Source organism: Pseudoduganella sp. UC29_71 (assembly GCF_042693265.1).
In the GTDB taxonomy this organism is placed as follows: domain Bacteria; phylum Pseudomonadota; class Gammaproteobacteria; order Burkholderiales; family Burkholderiaceae_D; genus Rugamonas.
In genome coordinates, this window is sequence record NZ_CP170549.1 from 1,579,886 (window position 1) to 1,599,966 (window position 20,081).

At 67.6% G+C, this 20,081-nt stretch carries 11 protein-coding genes and 1 pseudogene; 5 read left to right on the plus strand and 7 right to left on the minus strand.

Features of this window, described 5'->3' with window-relative positions; all coding sequences use genetic code 11:
- Positions 1-105 precede the first annotated feature (105 nt).
- From ACFJI2_RS07010 to ACFJI2_RS07030, 5 genes and pseudogenes are all read left to right on the plus strand, one after another.
- A pseudogene (locus ACFJI2_RS07010) lies at positions 106-1,057 on the plus strand (LacI family DNA-binding transcriptional regulator).
- Positions 1,058-1,133: 76 nt separating this feature from the next.
- Complete coding sequence (locus ACFJI2_RS07015; RefSeq protein WP_377704354.1) at positions 1,134-3,530, plus strand: hypothetical protein; 2,397 nt, start codon at positions 1,134-1,136, stop codon at positions 3,528-3,530.
- Positions 3,531-3,587: 57 nt separating this feature from the next.
- Complete coding sequence (locus tag ACFJI2_RS07020; protein WP_377704355.1) at positions 3,588-6,407, plus strand: TonB-dependent receptor domain-containing protein; 2,820 nt, start codon at positions 3,588-3,590, stop codon at positions 6,405-6,407.
- 13 nt (positions 6,408-6,420) lie between these two features.
- The gene (locus tag ACFJI2_RS07025; protein ID WP_377704356.1) at positions 6,421-9,171 is read left to right on the plus strand and encodes a heparinase II/III family protein; all 2,751 of its coding nucleotides are present in this window, start codon (positions 6,421-6,423) and stop codon (positions 9,169-9,171) included.
- A 13-nt stretch (positions 9,172-9,184) separates the two neighbouring features.
- Positions 9,185-11,575: a glycoside hydrolase family 127 protein gene (locus tag ACFJI2_RS07030; protein WP_377704357.1), complete on the plus strand. Its 2,391-nt coding sequence runs from the start codon at positions 9,185-9,187 to the stop codon at positions 11,573-11,575.
- On the opposite strand, the gene ACFJI2_RS07035 is transcribed toward ACFJI2_RS07030, so the two are convergent.
- From ACFJI2_RS07035 to ACFJI2_RS07065, 7 genes are read right to left on the minus strand one after another with little or no spacing between them, the layout of a single operon-like run.
- Positions 11,554-12,597, minus strand: coding sequence for a family 43 glycosylhydrolase (locus ACFJI2_RS07035; RefSeq protein WP_377704358.1), 1,044 nt, complete (start codon positions 12,595-12,597; stop codon positions 11,554-11,556). The two genes, ACFJI2_RS07030 and ACFJI2_RS07035, sit on opposite strands and share 22 nt — an antisense overlap.
- Before the next feature lie 16 nt (positions 12,598-12,613).
- The gene (locus tag ACFJI2_RS07040; RefSeq protein ID WP_377704359.1) at positions 12,614-13,441 is read right to left on the minus strand and encodes a hypothetical protein; all 828 of its coding nucleotides are present in this window, start codon (positions 13,439-13,441) and stop codon (positions 12,614-12,616) included.
- Positions 13,442-13,451: 10 nt separating this feature from the next.
- Entirely contained in the window at positions 13,452-14,672 is a 1,221-nt protein-coding gene (locus ACFJI2_RS07045; protein ID WP_377704360.1) for a glycoside hydrolase family 88 protein, read from the minus strand.
- 59 nt (positions 14,673-14,731) lie between these two features.
- Complete coding sequence (locus ACFJI2_RS07050) at positions 14,732-15,997, minus strand: oligosaccharide MFS transporter (RefSeq protein ID WP_377704361.1); 1,266 nt, start codon at positions 15,995-15,997, stop codon at positions 14,732-14,734.
- Positions 15,998-16,009: 12 nt separating this feature from the next.
- Entirely contained in the window at positions 16,010-17,908 is a 1,899-nt protein-coding gene (locus ACFJI2_RS07055) for a glycoside hydrolase family 97 catalytic domain-containing protein (protein ID WP_377704362.1), read from the minus strand.
- The gene (locus tag ACFJI2_RS07060; protein WP_377704363.1) at positions 17,905-18,861 is read right to left on the minus strand and encodes a carbohydrate kinase; all 957 of its coding nucleotides are present in this window, start codon (positions 18,859-18,861) and stop codon (positions 17,905-17,907) included. The genes ACFJI2_RS07055 and ACFJI2_RS07060 overlap by 4 nt, the downstream gene beginning before the upstream one ends.
- Positions 18,858-20,072, minus strand: coding sequence for an AGE family epimerase/isomerase (locus tag ACFJI2_RS07065; RefSeq protein WP_377704364.1), 1,215 nt, complete (start codon positions 20,070-20,072; stop codon positions 18,858-18,860). The genes ACFJI2_RS07060 and ACFJI2_RS07065 overlap by 4 nt, the downstream gene beginning before the upstream one ends.
- Between the last annotated feature and the right edge of the window lie 9 nt (positions 20,073-20,081).

A 20,081-nucleotide genomic window follows, 5' to 3' on the forward strand; every position in this document is an offset into this window, starting at 1 on the left:
AAACCAGCGAAACCAGCCAAGCGAGTTGAACGCGGCAACAGCGGCGCCACCATCTACGATGTGGCCCGCGTTGCCGGCGTGTCCGCCATGACGGTGTCCCGCGTCATGAACGGCAACACCCACGTCTCGGATATCACGCGGGAAAAGGTGACGGCGGCCATCGAGTCGCTGAACTACCAGGTCAACACGGCCGCCCGCGCCGCGCGCATCGGCACGCTGGGCGTGGGGCTGTTGTACAGCAATCCCAGCTCGGCCTATATGAGCGCCTTCCTGGTCGGCGCCATGGACCAGTGCAGCCAGAGCGGCGGCCAGCTGATCCTGGAGCGCTGCGAAGACCTGCGCAGCCAGCGCAGCGCCATCGCCAAGCTGATCGCCAGCGGGGCGGACGGCATCCTGGTGCCGCCGCCGCTGTGCGACTCCCGTTCCGCCCTCAAGCAGCTCGACGAGATCGGCATGCCGACCGTGGCCATTGCAACCGGCCGCCCGGTGGCCGGCGTGTCGGCCGTGCGCATCGACGACTATGAGGGCGCTTACGCCATGATGCGGCACCTGCTGTCGCTGGGGCACAAGGACATCGCCTTCATCCAGGGCGACCCGAAGCACACGCCGGCCCAGCTGCGCTACAAGGCCTACCAGGACGCGATGGCCGAAGCGGGCCTGCCGGTACGCCCGGAGCGCGTGGCGCCCGGCCTGTTTTACCTACCGTTCCGGCCTGGACGCGGCGCGCCAGCTGCTGGCCCAGCCCACGCGCCCGACCGCCATCTTCGCCAGCAACGACGATATGGCCGCCGGCGCCATGGCCGTGGCGCACGGCATGCACCTGCTGGTGCCCGAGCAGCTCACCATCTGCGGTTTCGACGATACGCCGGTGGCCACCACGGTGTGGCCGGAACTGACCACCATCCACCAGCCCATCGGCGACATGGCGCGCGCCGCCGTGGACCTGCTGGTGGAGCAGATCCGCCGCCGCCGCGCGGGCGAACCGGCGCTGGTGCAGCACAAGCTGCTGCCGTTTACGCTGGTCACGCGCGAATCCGCCGCTGCCGTCGGCGACTAATCTTTTTTTTCTTGACATCCTCATGCCACCCTTCTAGACTCTGTTGTTATCGATAACACGATCATACGGAGACAGGATGCCGATACCGATTCGCCGCGCCGCATGGTTCATGGGCGCCATTGCCGGCGTGCTCGCGGGGCCTGGCGCAACCGCTGCCGCTGCTGCTGCCGCTGCTGCTTCACCACCCATCGACCTGCTGCGTTTCGGCGATGCGGGCTCGGAACAGGCGCACGGCCTGCGGGCGGTAAAGAGCAGCGTGAAGGCCGGGGCGATGGGGCAGAGCGCGCGCGTCTTCCTGCCGCTGGCCAGGGACGACTGGCGCGGCGGCGAGGCCTGGTTCAAGCTGCGCGTGGAAGGCACGGGCCAGAACTACCTGAGCGTACGCATGTGGGGCGAAGACGTGAACGCCAACCAAGCCACGCTGTACTGCGACGGCAAGCAGCTGGGCTACCGCCAGCTCAGCGACGTCGACATCCTCGACCAGGGCGGCAAGTACCCGGCGGCGCCGGGCCGCTTCCACTACCTTACCCATCCATTGCCGCTGGCGCTGACTAAGGGCAAGGACGAGATATCCTGCCGGCTGCGCGCGACCGGGCCGATCTGGCGCTACGGCAGCGATTTCGCCCGCTTCCAGAAGCCGATGAGCGAGCCTTCGCGCCCCTTCTATGCGCTGATCGTGCACCGCGAAGCCATGGTGCCCGAAGACGCCGTTGAAGGCCGCGCACCCGCTGCGCGCACCGCGGCGCTACCGCCCGAGGGCGGCGCGGGGGAAGCCGTGCTGGCCACGGTGCGCCAGCGCGTGGACGCGCAGGTGCGGCAGCTGTGGAGCCGTAAGCAGCCCCCCAGCCAGCTCGAAATCGCCTTTCTGGCCAAGACCTACAACACGCCGTGGAGCGAGGGTTATCGCCAGCGCAGGAGCCTGGACGCCATCGTAGCCGGATTGGATGCCTTGTGGGCGAGTTACCAGCAGAACCCGCGCATCGCCTACTACGACAAGGCCACCCCGAACGAAGGCTGGTTCGGCTTCGGCCTGGTGGGCGAAGCGCTGCAAGCGACGGCCGCGCAGCTGCAAGCCGAGCTGGATGGCGAAGTGCGCGCCGCCGCCGGGGGCACCGTTACGCGCCGCCATGCGCTGGAAACCATGTTCGCAGACAGCCTGGCTTGGAACAAGCGCAACCGCCGCCTGTACACCAACCAGTCCATGATCAAGGATTTGTTCGGCATCTGGTACAACAACGAAGGGCTGGCCGCCATCGGCAGCGCCAAGGCGCAGCCGCGCGCCAGCCTGCTGCCGCTGTTTTACCAGTCCATGGGCCTGGAGCCCTGGGCCGGCAGCCTGAACGAGAAGGGCGAGTTCACCTATGCGGTGGCCGAGGCGGACGCCAAGTTCTCGGTGCCGCGCAATTATTTCGAGACCACCGGCAAAGGGCTGACCAAGGAGCTGGGCTATGTGGGCGGCTACGGTGAGGTGCTGGACTGGGCCGCGAAAATCTACGAGGCGACGCGCCCCGCGCCGGGCCAGCCTGGCGACGCCCGCATCCGCGCCCAACTGGTGGCTATCGCCCGCGCGCGCAGCTGGTTCCGCTATCCGCACTGGGACGTGGCGGGACAGCGCGCCATGCGCCTGGAAGCGGCGATCGGCTGGCGTGATGTCTATGCCCCGAGCGATGTGATGTACGCGCAGAAGCCTTCATGGGACGCCTCGCCGCTGCAAGTGGCCGTAACCACCGGCGACCCTTACCTGGTGGGCTATGCGCAGCAGATGCTGGACGAGCGCCAGTTCTTTCCCAGCGTAGCGCATATGCTGGAGACGAACACGCTGCGCGCGACGCTGGGCATGGTGGATGTGATTGCAGAATACGAGGCGATGCAGGCCTTGCCGCGCCAGCCGCACCGCCTGCCGATGAGCGAAGGGCAGCCGGACTTCGTGTTCGCGGACGAGGAAAACGGCGTGCTGGCGCTGAAGCATGGCAAGGAAGTGCTGTACGCCTCGCTGTACTGGCGCGCCAATTACGGCATTTCCGGCCTGGCGCGCGTGCATTACGTGACGCCGGTCACGGACCGCGTTGCCACGGTGGCGCTGGACCGGCAGGAGTACCAGCCCAGCGGCCTGTATTTCACCCGTCCGGATAACCCGCACATCAACGGTACGCGCTTTTCGATCCGTTCTCCGGACGACGGCAGCGTGTGGACCGCAGGCGAACGCCAGCCGGTGGCCAGGCTGCCGTCCGGTTCGGTCTATATGCCGGGCGAAGACAATGCCTACGCGGGCAGGGCGGACTATTACCAGCTGCGCTACGGCCCCTACCTGATCGCCATGAACAGCAGCAGCGACCAGACCTTCGAACTGCCGTTGCCTGCGCGCGCCCGGCCCGTGAAGGAGCTGGCAAGCGGCGCCGCCGTGCCGGCTGGTGCAAGCGCCTGGCGCGTGAGCCCGCGCAGCACTGCCGTATTTTATTTTGGGGATGACTGACCCATTTTTTTTGATCGAAATTGTTATCGATAACTTGACCTATAAAGGAGACGGAACATGAAACATTTGAAGAAGACCGCCATCGCGGCCGGGGTGGGCTTGCTGGCATTCGGTTGCGCCGCATATGCGCAGGAAGCGCCGGCGAACACGTCCGGCACCGTGAAGAAAGCCTCCAGGGCCGATGCGGAAGACGCCGCCAAGGCCGCCGTGGTGGTTGTCACCGGCGTGCTGCGCGACACCTCGGCCGAGAAGGCCGCGATCTCGGTATCGACCGTGGACGAGGAGCGCATGCGCGCCGTGGCGCCGGTCAGCCCGGCCGACTTGCTGACGGAAATTCCCGGCGTGGTTGTTACCTCGGACGCCGGCGAATCGCGCAACACGGTATCGACGCGCGGCATCTCCAACGGCACCAGCGCCGGCACGGTGGGCTATTACTGGAACGCGCTGATGGAGGACGGCCTGCCGGTCATCGGCGGGCTGTTTTCCAACTTCTCGCCCGATATGTTCCTGCGCGTGGACGCCACCACCAAGAGCGTGCAGGCCGTGCGCGGCGGCTCGGCCGCCGTTACCGGCCCTAACGCGCCGGCGGGCCTGTTCAACTACCTGTCCAAGAACGGCCTCACCGATCCGGGCGGCTTGATCGGCGTGCGTCTGGGCGTGGAGAACACCGACCATCCGGGCAATCTGTACCAGAAATACGACTTCTACTTCGGCAGCCGGAACGAGGACCGGACTCTGGGCTGGTCGATCGGCGGCGACTACCGCCGCAGCTACGGCTACCGCGACATTCCCGATCCGCCGAACCGCGGCGGCCAGCTGAAGGGCAATATCAGCAAGCGTTACAACAGCGGCTGGGGCAGCGGCACGGTGACGGTGTCGGCCAAGCTGCTGGACGACCACGTGGGCTTCCTCGACATCGTGCGTCCCATGGCGCACGGCTGGGACCCCGTGCAGTTCGACACGCCGTTCGGCCGCAGCGCCAATTTCCTGCCGAGCGGCGACCTGGCCCATGCCATCCGGTCCGGCGTGGATGGCCGCACCGACTGGTGGGACCCGCAGGAGTACGCGCACAGCAAGACGCACGCCCTCGGCCTGAAGCTGGACCATGATTTCGGCAACGGCTGGAAAATCGCCAACAACATGCGCTACCAGAGCAACCAGATCCACCACTCGGAAGCCGAAGGCATCGGCTACCAGTCGGCCACGAACGGCGCCAACTACACCGGCATCGGCACCGCGCTGGCCGGCTTGAGCACCACGCCGGGCTATTTCACCATCAAGGACCGCCTGACCGGCCAGGTGGTGGTGCGCGTGAACCAGCGCACGGCCGCCAGCGCGGCCACGGGCGCAGCCTGTTCCGGCACCTGCATCCAGAGCACCACGCCGAACTTGCTGCCCAATAGCTCGATCCAGGCCAATTCGCCCATCGGTTCGAACAACCTGATGGTGACCGTGAGCGCCTTGAACAACAAGATCCGCAGCGACGACATGCTGAACCTGTTCACCGCCAACAAGACGCTGGACTTCGGGGACAACGGCAAGCTGACCGTCACCGGCGGCGCCTACCTGGCCTGGATACACTTCACGCGCGACTCGCTGAACGGCGGCCAGGGCCTGATGGGATTGCAGAACAACCCCACCACCTACGACGTCAGCTTCACCACGCAGGCCGCCAGCCCGGTGACTTACCAGCTCACCAACCCGAACGGCTTCGGCTCCATCGGCAGCACGGCCGGCAGCAGCGTGGGCACGGTGATGGAGAACGTGCACACCCGCGAGGTGTCGCCGCTGCTGGGCCTGACCTATGAAAAGGACAAGCTGCTGCTGGACTTCGGCGCGCGCTTCACCAGCTACAGCTTCAGCGGCACCAACAACCGCTATGTCACCAATCCGGGCGCGGCCAGCCGCAGCTTCGGCGGCTTCGACGGCAATCCGCTGACCATCTACGACAACCTGTACGCCGTGTCGTCGTCCACGTCGGCCATCAATTTCGACAAGCGCATCCACTATGTGCAGTACACCGGTGCGGTGAACTACATCCTCGGCCCGCGCAGCGGCATCCACGCGCGCTACACCTACGGGCAGAAGAACGGCGACGGCTTCTGGAACGCCTACGACGAGCAGTGGAAGGTGGCGGCGCTGAACCCGGACATCCGGCCCATCGTGAAGCAGGCCGAAATCGGCTACCGCTATGCCACCAGGGGCTTCAGCATCGAGGCGACGCCGTACTATGTGGACCTGGACAAAGTGGGCGTGACCAGCTACGGCCGCCTGGCCGACGGCGTGACGCAGTATGTGCGTCCCCCGATCTACAGCCACTTCAATTCTTACGGCATTGAGCTGGACAACAAGCTGCGCCTGCTGAGCTGGCTGGGCCTGCGCAACGTGCTGACGCTGAACAAGAGCAAGGCACTGAGCGCGGCCTCGTGGGCCAGCGGCTGCGGCGGCACGCTGCAGGCTTGCCCGGCCGGCGTGGACCCGCGTCCGGACGTGGCGGTGTACACCTCCGGCCCGCAGGAACGGTCCAACCACGTGACGTACAACGGCACGCTGAACGCGGACTTCGACGATTTCGGCGGCTACCTGCGCTTCCGTTTCATCGGCAAACGCCCGACCTCGACCGCCGCCACCAGCTACCTGCCGGCCAACAAGCTGGCGGACATGGGCTTGTACTACAACGTCACCGACAAGATCCGGCTGGACTTCAATGTGAACAACCTGCTCAACAACCGCAACGCCACCCAGATCGGCCAGCTTGGCTCGCTGCCGGCCGGCATGACGCAGGACCAGTTCATCGCCCAGTATCCGAATGCGCTGGTGACGGTGCAGACCAATGCGCCGCGCACCTTCTTCGTTAGCGCGAACATGCGCTTCTGAGGCGGGAGACGCGATGATCGTGCTGAGAAAGCGGAGCCGGATTGCGGCGGCGGCGGTTGCCGCCGCGTGCTGGGGGGCGGCAGCGGCGCTACACGCGCAGGACCTCGCGGCGACGGCTGCCGCGCAGCCGGCGGCGCGGCAGCCGCGCCTGCTGCAGGCCGAGGCCGAGGCCGGGACCGAGAGCGGGACCGGGCGCGGGAACGGGACGGCCGTCGCTGCGCTGAAGGCGCGCGTGCTGCCCTATGTCGAGCGGCACCGCAGCGACCCGGCCTGGATTGTGTCGCGGCTGCAGATGTACTGGCAGGGCAGGCATACGCAGGTGTTCATCAAGGATAGCCTGTACCACCACGCGGAAGGCCAGGCGCCGGTGCCCACGGTGCGTTTCACCGGCGGGCGCGACACGGCCACGGCCTACGCCACGCCCAAGCTGGAAGACGTGAAGCCCTATATGGGCGAAAACGATCTGCTGTACCTGCAGAGCAAGGCGGCGGGACAGCCGTGGGAATGGGTGCCGCAGGCCAAGACCGGCCGCATCGTCGAGTCCATCAATATGCGCATCGCGCAGCTGGCGCGCGACGCGGCCCATGTGTACTGGCAGACCGGCGACGAAGCCTACGCCCGCTTCGCCTACGATATCTTCGATACCTATGTGAGCGGCATGTACTACCGCGAGCCGCCAGTGGACCTGAACCGCGCGCACGACGGCACGATCGCCGGGCTGCAGTCGTACGAGGTGATACACGAGGATATCGTGGGGCCGCTGGCGGAGTGCTACGACCTGCTGCGCGCTTATGCGCAGGGCAGGGCGCCGGCCAAGGTGGGCATGTACGACGCAGCGCTGAAAAAATGGGCGGACTTGATTCTTGCCAACGGCGTCCCCTGGAACAACTGGAACCTGATCAAGGCGCGCTTCGTACTGCAGATCGCCGCCGTGCTGGAGCCTGACGCGCAGTATGCGGACGGGAATGGTTCGGGCCACTATGTGCGCGCCGTGGTCGATGGCAGCGGCATGCGGCAGTGGTCCTTGCAGCGGCTGCTGGACTACGGCTACGACGGCAAGACCGGCATGTGGAACGAGTCCCCCGGTTATTCGCTCAACGTGGTGAACGACTACCTGGAGTGCCTGGAGATGCTGGAACGGGTGTTCGGCATCGACCTGCTGCCGAAGATGCCGGTGCTGGAGCACGCGGCCAGGGCCTTGCCGCAGTACCTGCTGCCCAACGGCCGCATGGTGGGCTTCGGCGACACGCGCTACGAGCCCGTGCGCACCGGCGCGGTGGAGAAGCTGCAAGCCCGCGCGCAGCGCCAAGGCCGCAGCGAGGAGGCGCAGGCCTGGGGCGCGCTGCTGGCTGCCCTGCGCGCCGGAGACGCGCGCGCTTACCAGACGCCCACCTTCCACGCGCCCAACGCCAGCTGGCTGGTGCAGCGCAACGGCTACCTGGGCGCCGACGCGCGCGACAAGGCGCTGGTGATCTCGCAGGCGGCGTCGGCGGGCAACCACGCGCATGCCAACGGCATCGCCATGGAGCTGTTCGCGCAGGGCCTGAGCCTGGCGCCGGAAAGCGGCCGTGGCTCGGGCTATCTGCAGAACGACCATTTGCAGTACTACGCGCAGTTCCCGGCGCATAACACCGTGGTGGTGGACGGCGCATCGACCTATCCATCCATGAAGACCGACCATCCGTTTGCGCTGGACGCCGTCTACCCGCAGCCGGGAAGCGGGGCCGCGTCCGCCTTCCCGCTGGCCACGTTCTCGGACGTGTCCTTCGTGGAGCCGGCCACCGGCGCCGACCAGCGCCGTGTGCTTGGCACGGTAAGGCTGGACGACAAGCACGGCTATTTCGTGGACATATTCCGTTCGCGCCGCCGCGACGGCAAGGACAAGTATCACGACTACATCTACCACAACCTGGGCCAGTCCATGCGCTTTATCGGCGCGGACGGGCAAACGCTGCCCACGGCGCCGTCGCAGCGGCTGGCCTTCGCCGACGGCGACCTGTTCGGATATGACTACTGGAGCGGGCGCGCATCGCTGAAGTCGGAACGGCCGCTGCGCGCCCGCTTCGAGCTGCAATTGCCGGACCGCAGCGTGGCCATGACGGCCTGGCTGCAGGGCGGCCGGCAGCGCGAGTTCTTCTCGGTGCTGGCGCCGCCGTCAACCGCGTGGACGCCCGGCCTGCTGCCGGCGGAGGTGGAACGCGCGCCGCTGCCGACGCTGGTGATACGCCAGACGGGGGAGGCGTGGTCGCGCCCGTTCACCGCCGTGCTGGAGGCAGTGCGCGACGGCGCGCCCGGCAGCGTGCTGGGGGTGGAGGAACTGGCGTCTGGCGGCGGGCATTCGGTGGCCCTGCGCGTCACGGCGGCGGGCGGGCGGCAACAGACGATCATGTCCAATGACGGCGACGGCGTGGCGTTCATGCACGACGGCCTGCGCCTGGTGGGCCGCTACGGCATCGCGGCCATGAGGGGCGGTGCGCTGGACTTCCTGTTCCTGGGCCATGGCCGCGAAGTGGCGGCACACGGCGCTGCGATTGCAGCGGCCAGCGCCGGTGCTTCGGCCGCACTGTGGCAAAGCGGCGGACACTGGCACTACACGGCCAGCCATGCCGCGCGCCTGCAGCTGCCTGCCGAAGGCTGGCCGGGCGTGCTCGCACTGCGCATCGGCGAGCGCCTGGTGCGCGTCGCGGGCCGCGCAGTCAAGGTCCAGGGCCGCGCCATGCGGATCTACGACATGCCCGCCATGGCTGCGGCGCAGATACACTGATCAGGGAGCAAGCATGAGCACGAATCAACCATCGTTGAAACAACCATTTTCAGAAGGGCGCCGCCGGGTGCTGAAGCGCTCCGGCGCGCTGTGTCTGTGGCCTGCGGTGGCCGGGGCGGCGGCGGGGGACGCTGCCGGGGCAGGCGAGGGCGCGCCGGCGGTCCGGGTGCGCGCGCTGCCGCTGGCGCAGGTGCGGCTTACTCCTTCCCCCTGGCTGAGTGCCGTGAACGCCAACCTGAAGTTCCTGCTGTCGCTGGAGCCGGACCGGCTGCTGGCGCGCTTTCGCGAGAATGCGGGCCTGGCGCCCAGGGCCGAGGTGTATGGCGGCTGGGAGAGCGACACCATCGCCGGCCACACGCTGGGCCACTACCTGAGCGCGCTGTCGCTGATGCACGCGCAGACCGGGGATGCCGAGTGCAAGCGCCGCGCGGACTACATCGTCGCCGAGCTGGCCAGCTGCCAGGCGCAGTCCGCCGACGGCTACGTGGCGGCGCTGGGCCGGCGGCTGGACGAGCGCGTGCTGGCCGACGGCAAGTCCCTGTTCGACGACGTGATGGCCGGGAAAATCGATCCGCGCTTCGGCAACCTCAATGGCGGCTGGGCGCCCCTGTACAACATCCACAAGCAGCTGGCGGGATTGCTGGAGGCGCACGCGCTGCTGGGCAACGGGCAGGCGCTGCAGGTGGCGCTGGGCATGGCGGGCTATCTCGAGCGCGTGTTCGCACGCCTGGACGAGGCGCAGACCCAGTTGGTGCTGGACTGCGAGTACGGCGGCCTGCAGGAAGCCATCGCCGAACTGTACGCCAGGAGCGGCGAGCGGCGCTGGCTCGCGCTGGCGCGCCGCCTGCGGCATGACAAGACTTTCCGCCCGGTGGCGGCGGAGCGCGATGAGCTGGACAAGCTGCATTCCAATACCGAAATCCCCAAGTATGTGGCGGCGGCCCGGCTGTACGAAGTGGGCGGCGGCGAGGACAACGCCGCCGCGACGCGCTTCTTCTGGCGCGCCGTCACGGCCGGCCGCAGCTACGTCAACGGCGGCAACGGCGACCGCGAGTGGTTCTATCCGAAAGGCCGGCTGTCGCACTACATCACGGACCAGACCTGCGAGCACTGCTCCACCTACAATATGCTCAAGATGACGCGCCACCTGTTCCAGTGGGAGCCGCAGGCGTCGTGGTTCGACTTTTACGAGCGCGCCCACATCAACCACACGCTCGCCGCGCAGCATCCGGGCAGCGGCATGTTCGCCTACATGGCGCCGATGATGGCGGGGGCGAAGCGGGTCTGGTCGGAGCCGCAGAACCAGTTCTGGTGCTGCATGGGCTCGGGCATGGAGGCGCACGCCAAGCACGGCGACTCCATCTATTGGGAAAGCAGCGACGGCAAGACGCTGTACGTGAACGAGTACATCCCATCCGTGGCGGACTGGCCGGGCGCCGGGCGCTTTGCGCTGACGACGCGCTTCCCGCACGGCGAGTCGATCGTGATCGAGGCGGCATCGGCCACGCCGCCGGTGACGCTGAAGCTGCGCATCCCCGGCTGGTGCGGCCGTCCCGCGTTGAAGCTGAACGGACAGCACGTGCCGCTGGCGCTGGAGGCCGGCTATGCCAGCGTGACGCGCGCTTTCCAGCCCGGCGACCGCGTCGAACTTAGCTTGCCGATGGCCGTGCGGCAGGAAGCGGCGCCGGACAATCCGCAGGTGCGCGCCTTCTTCCACGGTCCGCTGCTGCTCGCCGCAGACTTGGGCAGCGGCGGCGAGCCGCTGCTGCCGGACCAGGCGCCGCCGGTGGTGGCCGCTGCCGGCGCCGGCCCCGAACTGCTGCGGGCGCGCGGCGACGGCGGCTTCGTGCTGAGCCGGACGGCGGGCGCCGCGCTCACGCTGCGCCCCTACTACAGCCTGTGGGACCGGCGCACGGCGGTCTATTTCCCGTTTTTCACGCCGGCTGCCTGGCCGGCCGAGGCGCGCCGCCGTGCGCGCCTGGCGGCGGAGCGCGCCGCGCTGGCGGCCGGCACGCTGGATCAGCTGCTGCCCGGCGACGAGGCCTCGGAAGCGGCCCACCGCTACGCCGATGCGCGCACCGAAACCACCCCTTATCGGGGCCGCAAGGGACGGCTGATCAAGTCCGGCGGCGGCTTTATCGAGGCGGACCTGCGCAGCAGCGCGCGGCCGCTGGCCTTGTATGTCACGTATTGGGGAGAGGCCGAGCGCGGCATGCTGGACATCAGCGTGGACGGCAAGCTGCTGGCCACCCAAAGGTTGAACCGTGAGAAGGAGGGCGACTTTTTCGAGGCCCGCTATGCCATTCCGCAGGCGCTCACCAGCGGCAAGGCCAGCATCCGGGTCAGGCTGGCGCCGCAGCCGGGAACCCGGGGACCGTCGGTCTACGGCGTGCGCGTGGCGTAGCGCCGCCGGTCCGGCACCGGCTCGCCGAAGTCCGGGCTACCGTCGGCTTTCCATTTGATCACCTGCGCGCGCGTGTGGCGGTTCGGGTCGTACAGCGAGTCGCCCTGGATGTCGCGGTAGTTGCGCGCGTGGTAGACCAGGATGTCGGTCTTGCCGTCCGGCGTGGTGGTGAAGCTATTGTGGCCCGGGCCGTACTGGCTGTTGGCCGCGCTGGACTTGAACACCGGCTCGGCCGACTTCTTCCAGGAGGCCGGGTCCAGCAGGTCTGCATCCGCGTCCGCCGTCAGCATGCCGAGCGCGTAGCTGGCGTCGGTGGCGCTGGCCGAATAGGTGAGGAAAACCTTGCCGTTGCGGACCAGCACCGCCGGCGCTTCGTTCACCGCGTGCTTGACCTTCTCCCACGCATATTCGGGCCGCGTCAGCAGCACGGTCTTGCCGGTGATGGTGGATGGGGAGTTCATTTCCGCCATGTAGATGCTGGTGTTCATCGGCTCGTTCGGCGTGCGGCAGCACTGCACCCACACGAAGTAGCGCTTGCCCTTGTGCTCGAAGGTGGTGGCGTCCAGCGAGAAACTGTCCCAGCCGGTGTCGATGCGGCCCAGCTCTTTCCAATCGCCTTTCAAAGGGTCGTCCGAGGCGTTCTCCAGCACGTAGGGGCGGATGTCCCACTGCGCGTCGGCGCGGCCGGCGGAGAAGTAGATGTACCACTTGCCGCCGATGCGGTGCAGTTCCGGCGCCCAGATATGGTGGCTCATCGGGCCGGCCTCGTGCTTGCGCCACACCACCCTGGTTTCCGCCGCGCGCAGCGCATTCAGGTCGCGTGCGCGGCGCAGTTCGATGCGGTCGTATTCCGGCGCGGTGGCGGTGAAATAGTAATTGCCGTCCGCCTGCAGCTGCACGTGGGGATCGGCGCGCTGCAGCACCAGCGGGTTGTCGAACTCGATGGCGGCGGCGCTACCCGTGCCGGCCGCCAGCGCCAGGCCGAGCGCGGCCAGCGCGCGTGCCAGGGGATGCTTGATCATGTGCTCTCCTTGCCCGTCACAGCACCAGTATGCCCTGCAGCGAGGACAGCTTGTCCGCGTCGGACCAGCTGCCCAGCAGCGTGCCGGCCGCGTCGAACTCCAGCAGCTGGCGGCCCTTGGCGCCGTTGTCGGGGCCGTGTCCCTGCCAGTTGGCGACCACCACGTGGCCGTTGTCCAGCACCTGGAAGGTGGCGTAGAAGAAGGGCGCTACGTCGTCCCGCACCGCCGCAGGCAGCTGCGCAGCGCCGCCGAAGGTGGAGGCCAGCCGGCCTTGCGCGTCGAAGCGCGCCATGAAGGCGCCGTAGCCGGCCGACACCAGCGTGCCGCCGTCGGCCATGCGCTGGGCCTTCCATGCGTGCTCGAAGCCGGGCGCAGCCAGCTTGCGTACTTCGTTCAGGCTGTGGTCCGTCTCCAGGATATGGTCGTTGGTGCACAGCAGGTAGCTGGCGCCGGCGGGGCGCATCAGGCGCACGTAGTCGCCTTCGCGGCGTGCGGAGGCAGTTTGCACCAGGTCGCGGTCCAGCGTCAGCACGTTGATGCCGTTCCTGCCGAAGTCCAGGTCCATGCCGGTCACCAGGGTGTCGCCGTTGTCCAGGCGGCAGGCGGCGGTGACGCCGAGCCAGCGGTCGCACACGCGCAGCACTTCGCCGGTGGAGATGGCCAGCTCGAAAAAGCCGCGCTCGAAGCCGACCAGCGCGCGGTCCGGGCCGATGCGCTGCAGGTCGCGCGCCAGCGGGAAGTCCGCCAGGTTGCGGCTCCAGCCGGCGGCGGGGTCGCGCGTGTCGATCAGGTGCAGCCGCTGGCGGCCTTCGTCGATGGCGAGAATTTGGTGTTGCAGTGTCATGTCGTGGTCCTTACCAGTATGGTTGCCAGTCGCCGCCGCTGTGCGTCAGCCGCACCAGCGCTTCGAAATAGAAATAGTCGCCCCAGATGCAGCATTCGTCCACACCCATGCCTTGCGGCTTGTGGTACACGGCGTGCCTGAGCAGGCCGCTGCCGGGCGCGCCGCCGGCGATCAGGTAGCGGCCGGACAGCTCCTGCACCATGCCGGCGGCGGCGTGGCGGTAGGCGCCGCGCAGCGGGTCGGCGGCCGGCAGCTGGCGCGACAGCTCGAGCAGGCCGCAGGCGGCGATGGCCGCGGCCGAGCTGTCGCGCTGCTCCGGGCCGGAGGTGAAGATCAGGTCCCAGTAGGCGATGCCGTCTTCGGGCAGGCGGTTCAGGAAGTAGTTGGCCACCACCTTGGACAGCTCCAGCAGGCGCGCGTCGCCGTTGTGGCGGTACACCAGCGGGAAGCCGGAAATGCCCCAGGCCTGGCCGCGCGACCAGCACGAATCGTCGGCGTAGCCCTGGTGGGTCTTGCCGTGCCGCGGCTGGCCGGTGGCCGGGTCGAAGAAGAAGGTGTGGAACGTGGAGCCGTCGGCGCGCACGATGTGGCGCGCGGCCGCTTCGATGTGGCGGTTGGCCGCGTCGGCGAAGGCGCGCTCGCCGCTGTGCTGCGCAGCCCAGTACAGCAGCGGCAGGTTCAGGTTGCAGTCGATGATCATGCGGCCGGCCTGTTCAGGGTCGTTCAGGTCGCCCCAGGCCTGGATGATGCCGGCGCGCTCCATGTAGCGCTCCAGCAGCAGGCGCGCCGCGCCCATGGCCGCTTCGGCCGCCAGTTCGCTGCCGGTGAGCTTGTGCGCGGCGATGCAGGACAGGCTGTACAGGAAGCCCAGGTCGTGGTGGTTGGTGTTGATGCGCTGCGCCTGGCGCTCGTGGAAGCTGCGCACGTGGGCTTCTGCCGCCTCGCGGTAGCGCGCCGCGCCGCTCACTTCATAGGCCAGCCACAGCATGCCGGTCCAGAAGCCGTTGGTCCATTCGATATTGCCGATGGCGGGGTAGACCGAGTTGACGCTGGACGGCGCGGGGAATTGCGTGCCGAAGTGTTCCAGGTTGCGGTCGATGGCGGCCAGCACCTGTGCGATGGCCTGCTGCAGCGCGGCCTGGTCCGGCTGGGCCTCCCAGTGGCGCGGCAGGGCGGCGCTAAGCGGCTCCATGACGGCCGGGTTGAGGCGTGGGGTTGGGGTTGGGGACATGCTTTGCTCCTTGCTGCGGTATCAGCGATATCGGCTATATCAGCAGCTATATCAGTTAATCAGTTGGCGTTGGACGCCGGTTGTGTGGGACGGGCCGGGGCGGCGGCCTTGCCGGCGCCGCGCCCGATTTCGGGCGGCGTGGGCTGCAAGGCCCAGGCGGACGCGGACAGGAAGCCCAGGCCCAGCGCCGCCAGCGTGAGATAGGTGGCCGGGAAACCTATCAGGTCGTAGCTCTTGCCGACCAGCGGCGACAGGATGGCCAGGCCGAGCGAGTGGCCGAAGCTCACGCCCACCATGTAGAGCGTGGAGGCCAGGCGGTTGTCGAAGTGGCAGGCGATGTAGCGGAAGATGGACACCACCAGGATGGGCAGCTCCACAGAATGCAGCATCTTCAGCGCGGAGATGGATACCGGGCCGACCGCCAGGCCGGAGCCGGCGATCCGCACCAGCATGATGGAGCCGGCCAGCAGCAGGCCGTTCTTGGCGCCGATGCGCTTGACCAGCAGCGGCGACAGGAACAGGCCGCCCGCCTCGATGAAGATCTGCGCCGAGTTCAGGTAGCCGAACATGGCCGCGCCGGTTTTCGGGTCCGGGAACTGCGACGTGAAGTAGCTCGGGAACTGCTGGTCGAACACCAGGTAGATATTGGTCACGCCCAGCACGAACACCATGAAGCGCCAGAACTTCGGGTCGCGCAGCAGGCCGAGCGCGTCGGCCAGGCGCACGCTGCTGGCGGCGGTCGTGTCGCCGCCGTCGTCGCGGGTGCGCCACAGCAGCAGCATGGCCATCATGGCCACGCCGGCGGTGGAAGCCAGGAAGAAGTTGATGCTGGGGTTGACGTTGTAGATGCGGCCCGAGAACATGGCGGCGCTGGCGAAGCCCAGCGACCCCCACAGCCTCACGCGGCTGTACTCGAAGCCGTGGCGGCGGCCGATGCGGTCCACATAGGATTCGATCGCGTAGCTGCCGGCGATGAAGGTGACGCCGAGGTAGATGCCGCCCACGACCGCGCCCAGCACCACGTTGGACTGCAGCAGCGGGCCGTACACGAACAGGAAGAACAAGCCGCTCAGGGCGCACAGCGCGCTCACCACCCACAGGATGTGCTTGCGGGTGCCGATGCGGTCCGACACGAAGCCGTAGATGGGCTGCGAGCACATGGCGGCGATGAAGTTGGCGGCGAAGACGATGCCGGTCTCGGTGCCGCTCAGCTGCAAGGTGGTGCGCAGCCACAGGGCCAGCAGCGAGATGCTCATCGCCTGGGCGAAGAAATACACGTACACAAAGGTACTGAGGAAGCGGTAGTGCGCCTGGCGGGTGTTCATTCGATTGTCTCCTTACGATTCCGGCGTCAGCCAGATGGCCTGTCCGCCGGATGGCAGCAGCTCGGCTTCGATGACCGAGTCTGCATTGACGCGGCGCTTGCTGACGCCGACTTTGGTCTTGGTGGGCGCGGCCGCGTCGTCCGCGTAGATGGTGGCGGTGTAGTTGCGGCCCGGTTCGAGGAAGTCCAGCTTCACGCTGGCCTTGCGCGCGCCATTGTTGGTGATGGTGCCGACGAACCAGTCCTGCCCCTTGCGGCGCGCGGTGCTGACGAACTGGCCCGGTGCGCCTTGCAGCAGCTTGCTGTCGTCCCAGGTGGTGGGGATGCGGTCCCAGAACTCCAGCTCCGGTTCATTGGCCGACATCTCGGGCTTGTCGTACCAGTACAGCGTTTGCAGCGGGCTGTAATAGATGGCGGCGAGCGCCAGCTGGTGCGCGTGCGTGGTCTTGATGCGCGGGTCGTAGTAGCAGATGGTGTAGTCGGCCGCGCCGGCCAGGAAGCGCGTGAACGGCAGCACGGTGTTGTGCGTGGCATCCGGCATTTCCTCGTTGCCGCGTATGCCTTCGGAGGTCATCAGGTTGGGCCAGGTGCGCTGCTCGCCGGTGGGGCGCCAGTCGTCGTGGATGTTGACCATCAGGCCAGCCTCGGCGGCCTGGTGCACGGCCTTTTCCAGCCAGGTGGTCCAGCGGTGCGAGCCGACCTGCACGAAGCCGAACTTCACGCCTTTCACGCCCCATTGCTTGTAAGTCTTGAACAGCGTGTCGCCTTGCGCGAGCAGGGCCTGCTGGTTCACGTACAGCCACACGCCGATGCCTTTGGAGCCTGCGTAGCGGATGATCTCGGGCAGGTCGAAGTCCGGTATCGCTACCTTGGTGGCGTCCGAATCGAAGGAGAAGGCGGGGCCGTACCACTTCCAGTCGAACAGGATGTACTGCAGCTTGCGCCGCGCGGCGAAGTCGATATTGGCCTTGGCGCTGGCGGTGGTCTGCGTCATCACGCGCATGATCTTGCCGGGCTTGATCCAGTCGGCCTTGGGAATGGCGGAGGGCGGATTCAGGTTCAGGATGAAGTGGCTGTTGTCTGCCAGCGCGCCGGCCGATTCGGCCACCATGATGCCGCGCCACGGCGTGGAGAACGGCGAGATCAGGTCGGCCGGGTCGTGCATGGAGGTGACGATGGTGTTCGGCTTGGTCTTGTGCAGCTTGAACTTGGTGCGCGAGTAGTCCACCATGTTCGCTTCCAGCAGCGCCACGTGGATGCGGCCCAGCAGTTCGAGCGTGAGCGGGCGTTCCGATTCGTCCGGCCAGCCGGACAGCGGCAGCAGCTGGTAAGGCGCTTGTGCCCAGCCGTGGAACCAGGCCTTGGTCTCGACCGGGAAGGTGAACTCGGTGTTCTCCTGCACTACCCGGTAGTAGGTGCCCTTCTCGTTTTCGGGGAAGACGAAGCGGAAGGCCACGCCTTCGTTGTAGGCGCGCACTTCCAGCGACAGCGAGTAGATGGGGTTGTCGTCCTTGACCATGTTCACCGTCATCTGGTTGTAGTGGTCGCGGATGGTGGCGCGCTCGCCGGTTTCAGGCGTCCAGCTGCTGTCGTGCGCGCCGTGCCGGATGCCGGTGATGGCGAGGTTGTCGAACCATTTTGCCTGCTTGTCCACCTTGAGCGCCATGGCGCTCTCGGACAGGTGGTTGTCCAGCTGCAGGTCCAGCAGCGAGTCGAGGACGATGGTCTTGTGCTTGTAGGTGACGCGGTAGTACAGGGCGCGCTTGCCGGCGGCGTCGGCCTTCTGGTAGAAAACGAAGTTCAGGTTCTTGTCCGGCGAGGCCACGCTGGCCAGGCCCGGCTGCTCGTTGACCTGGGCGGCGGCGTTCAGCTGCAGCAGCAGGGCGGCGAGGAAAAGCAGGATGGATTTCATACGGCGTTTTTCCCTGGAGTTGGGTACACTGGAGACGTCGGAGGGATGGGACGCATGAGCTGCATCACCTGCTGCAAGGTGGGCGGCGTGGCGCCGGGCGCCGTGCAGGCCGCCGCGCCGGCTGCCACGGCGAAGCCGAGGTGACCTTCCAGCGTGTCGGCCGGCCGTGCGATGAAGCTGTAGAGCAGGGCGCCGATGCTGGCGTCGCCCGCGCCCACCGTGTCCACCACGCTGACCTTCGGCGCGGGCGCGCTCCAGCTGCTGGCGCCCTGGTAGATGCGGGCGCCATGCTCGCCGCGCGTGTAGAGGTAGATGGCGTCCGGGTTCATGGCGCGCAGCGCGGCGAAAGCCTGGTCCGTGTCGCTGGTGCGGAACAGGCCGCGCAGGTCTTCGTCCGATACCTTGATGACGTCCGCCAGCGCGGCCATGCGGCGCAGTATGGGGTCGTAGCGTTGGTCCATCAGGGCGCGGAAGTTGGGGTCGTAGCTGATGGAGACGCCGTGCAGCTTCAGTTCTTCGGCCAGGGCCAGCAGCTTGTCCGCCAGTGGCTGGCGCGCCAGGCTGATGCCGCCGAAGTGCACCCAGCGCGCGCCGGCCTGCCAGCCCGGCGGCAGCGCAGCGGCGTCGAAATGCAGGTCGGCGCTGTCGTCGCCGATGAAGAAATACGCGGGCGGATCGAGTTCGTGCACCACGGCCAGCAGCGGCGCCTTGTCCAGCTGCTGCAGGAAGCGGCCGTCCAGGCCGGCGGCGGCGTTGGCGGCGGCCAGCTGGGCGCCGAACACGTCGCGGCTGACGGCGCCGGCGAAGGCGCTGGGCAGGCCCAGGCTGGCCACCACGCGCGCCACGTTCCAGGTGGAGCCGCCCACCAGGCTGCGCCAACCGTCCGGGCCGGTGCGTATCAGGTCGGTCAGCGCTTCGCCGGCGGCGACGAAGGCTGGGAAGTCGTTGCTCATTGCGCGTTTCCGATCACGTTCAGTACTTCATAGCAGGCACCCATCGTATGGTAGTCGACTTTGCCGGCCGGGCTTTTCTCGGCGGTGAGCTTGCGGTTGTCCGGCGCGAGGATGCGGTACCAGGCGCCGTGGCGGTGGTCCACCATGTGCTCCCAGCTGTAGGCCCAGATCCTGTCGTACCAGTCCCAGTAGCGCTGCTCGCCGGTGCGCACGGCCAGCACGGCGGCGGCGGCCAGGCTTTCGGCCTGCACCCAGAAGTATTTGTCGCCGTCGCAGATTTCGTCCTGCGGGCCGAAACCGTAGTGGATGCCGCCGTGCTGCCGGTCCCAGGCCTTGTCCAGCGCCAGGTTGAACAGCTGCGCGGCGCGCGGCGCCAGCCAGTCCGCCGGGCCGGCCAGCGCGGCGGCGTGGCGCTCCAGGTTCAGCAGCAGCTTGGCCCATTCGGTGAAGTGGCCGGGCTGGTAGCCCCAGGGACGGAAGATATTGGTCTTGTCGTCGCGGTTGTAGTCCCAGTCTACCGACCAGTCGGCGCGGTAGTGCTCCCAGATCATGCCGCCGGCCAGCGCGGCCTGGCGCACCGTGGTGTTGTGCGCAAGCTGCTCGGCGCGGTGCAGGTAGCGCTGCTCGCCCGAGGCTTCGTAGGCGGCCAGCATGGCTTCGCAGGCGTGCATATTGGCGTTCTGGCCGCGGTAGCCGTCCAGCACGGACCAGTCGGCGCTGGCCTGGTCGGCGTACAGGCCGTAGTCCGCTTGCCAGAAGCGGCGCTCCATCAGCGCGAAGGTTTCATCCATCCAGGCGCGCGCTTCTTCCATGCCGGCGGCCAGTGCGTGCGAGTAGGCCAGCATGACGAAGGCCAGGCCGTAGCAGTGGTTGTCGCCGTCGAGCACGCGTTTGGCGCCGTCTTTCCATTCCAGCTGCCAGGCGTAGCCGCCGGTGTGCGGGTCGCGGTGGGCGTTGCGCAGGAAGGCCACGCCGTGGCGCAGCGCGTCGCCGTAGGACGCGTCGCCGAAGCGGCGGTAGGCCATGGCGTAGTTGAATACGAAGCGTGTGCTGCTCACCAGGTGGCGCGTGCTGCGGTCGTAGATGGTGCCGTCGTCCATGTAGAAATGGTAGAAGCCGCCGCTGGGGTCGATGCTGCGCGGGTGGTAGAACTGCATGGTGTGGGCGATGTGGGACAGCAGCATGTCCCTGGCGCGGAAGTTTGGATGCATGGTGTACTC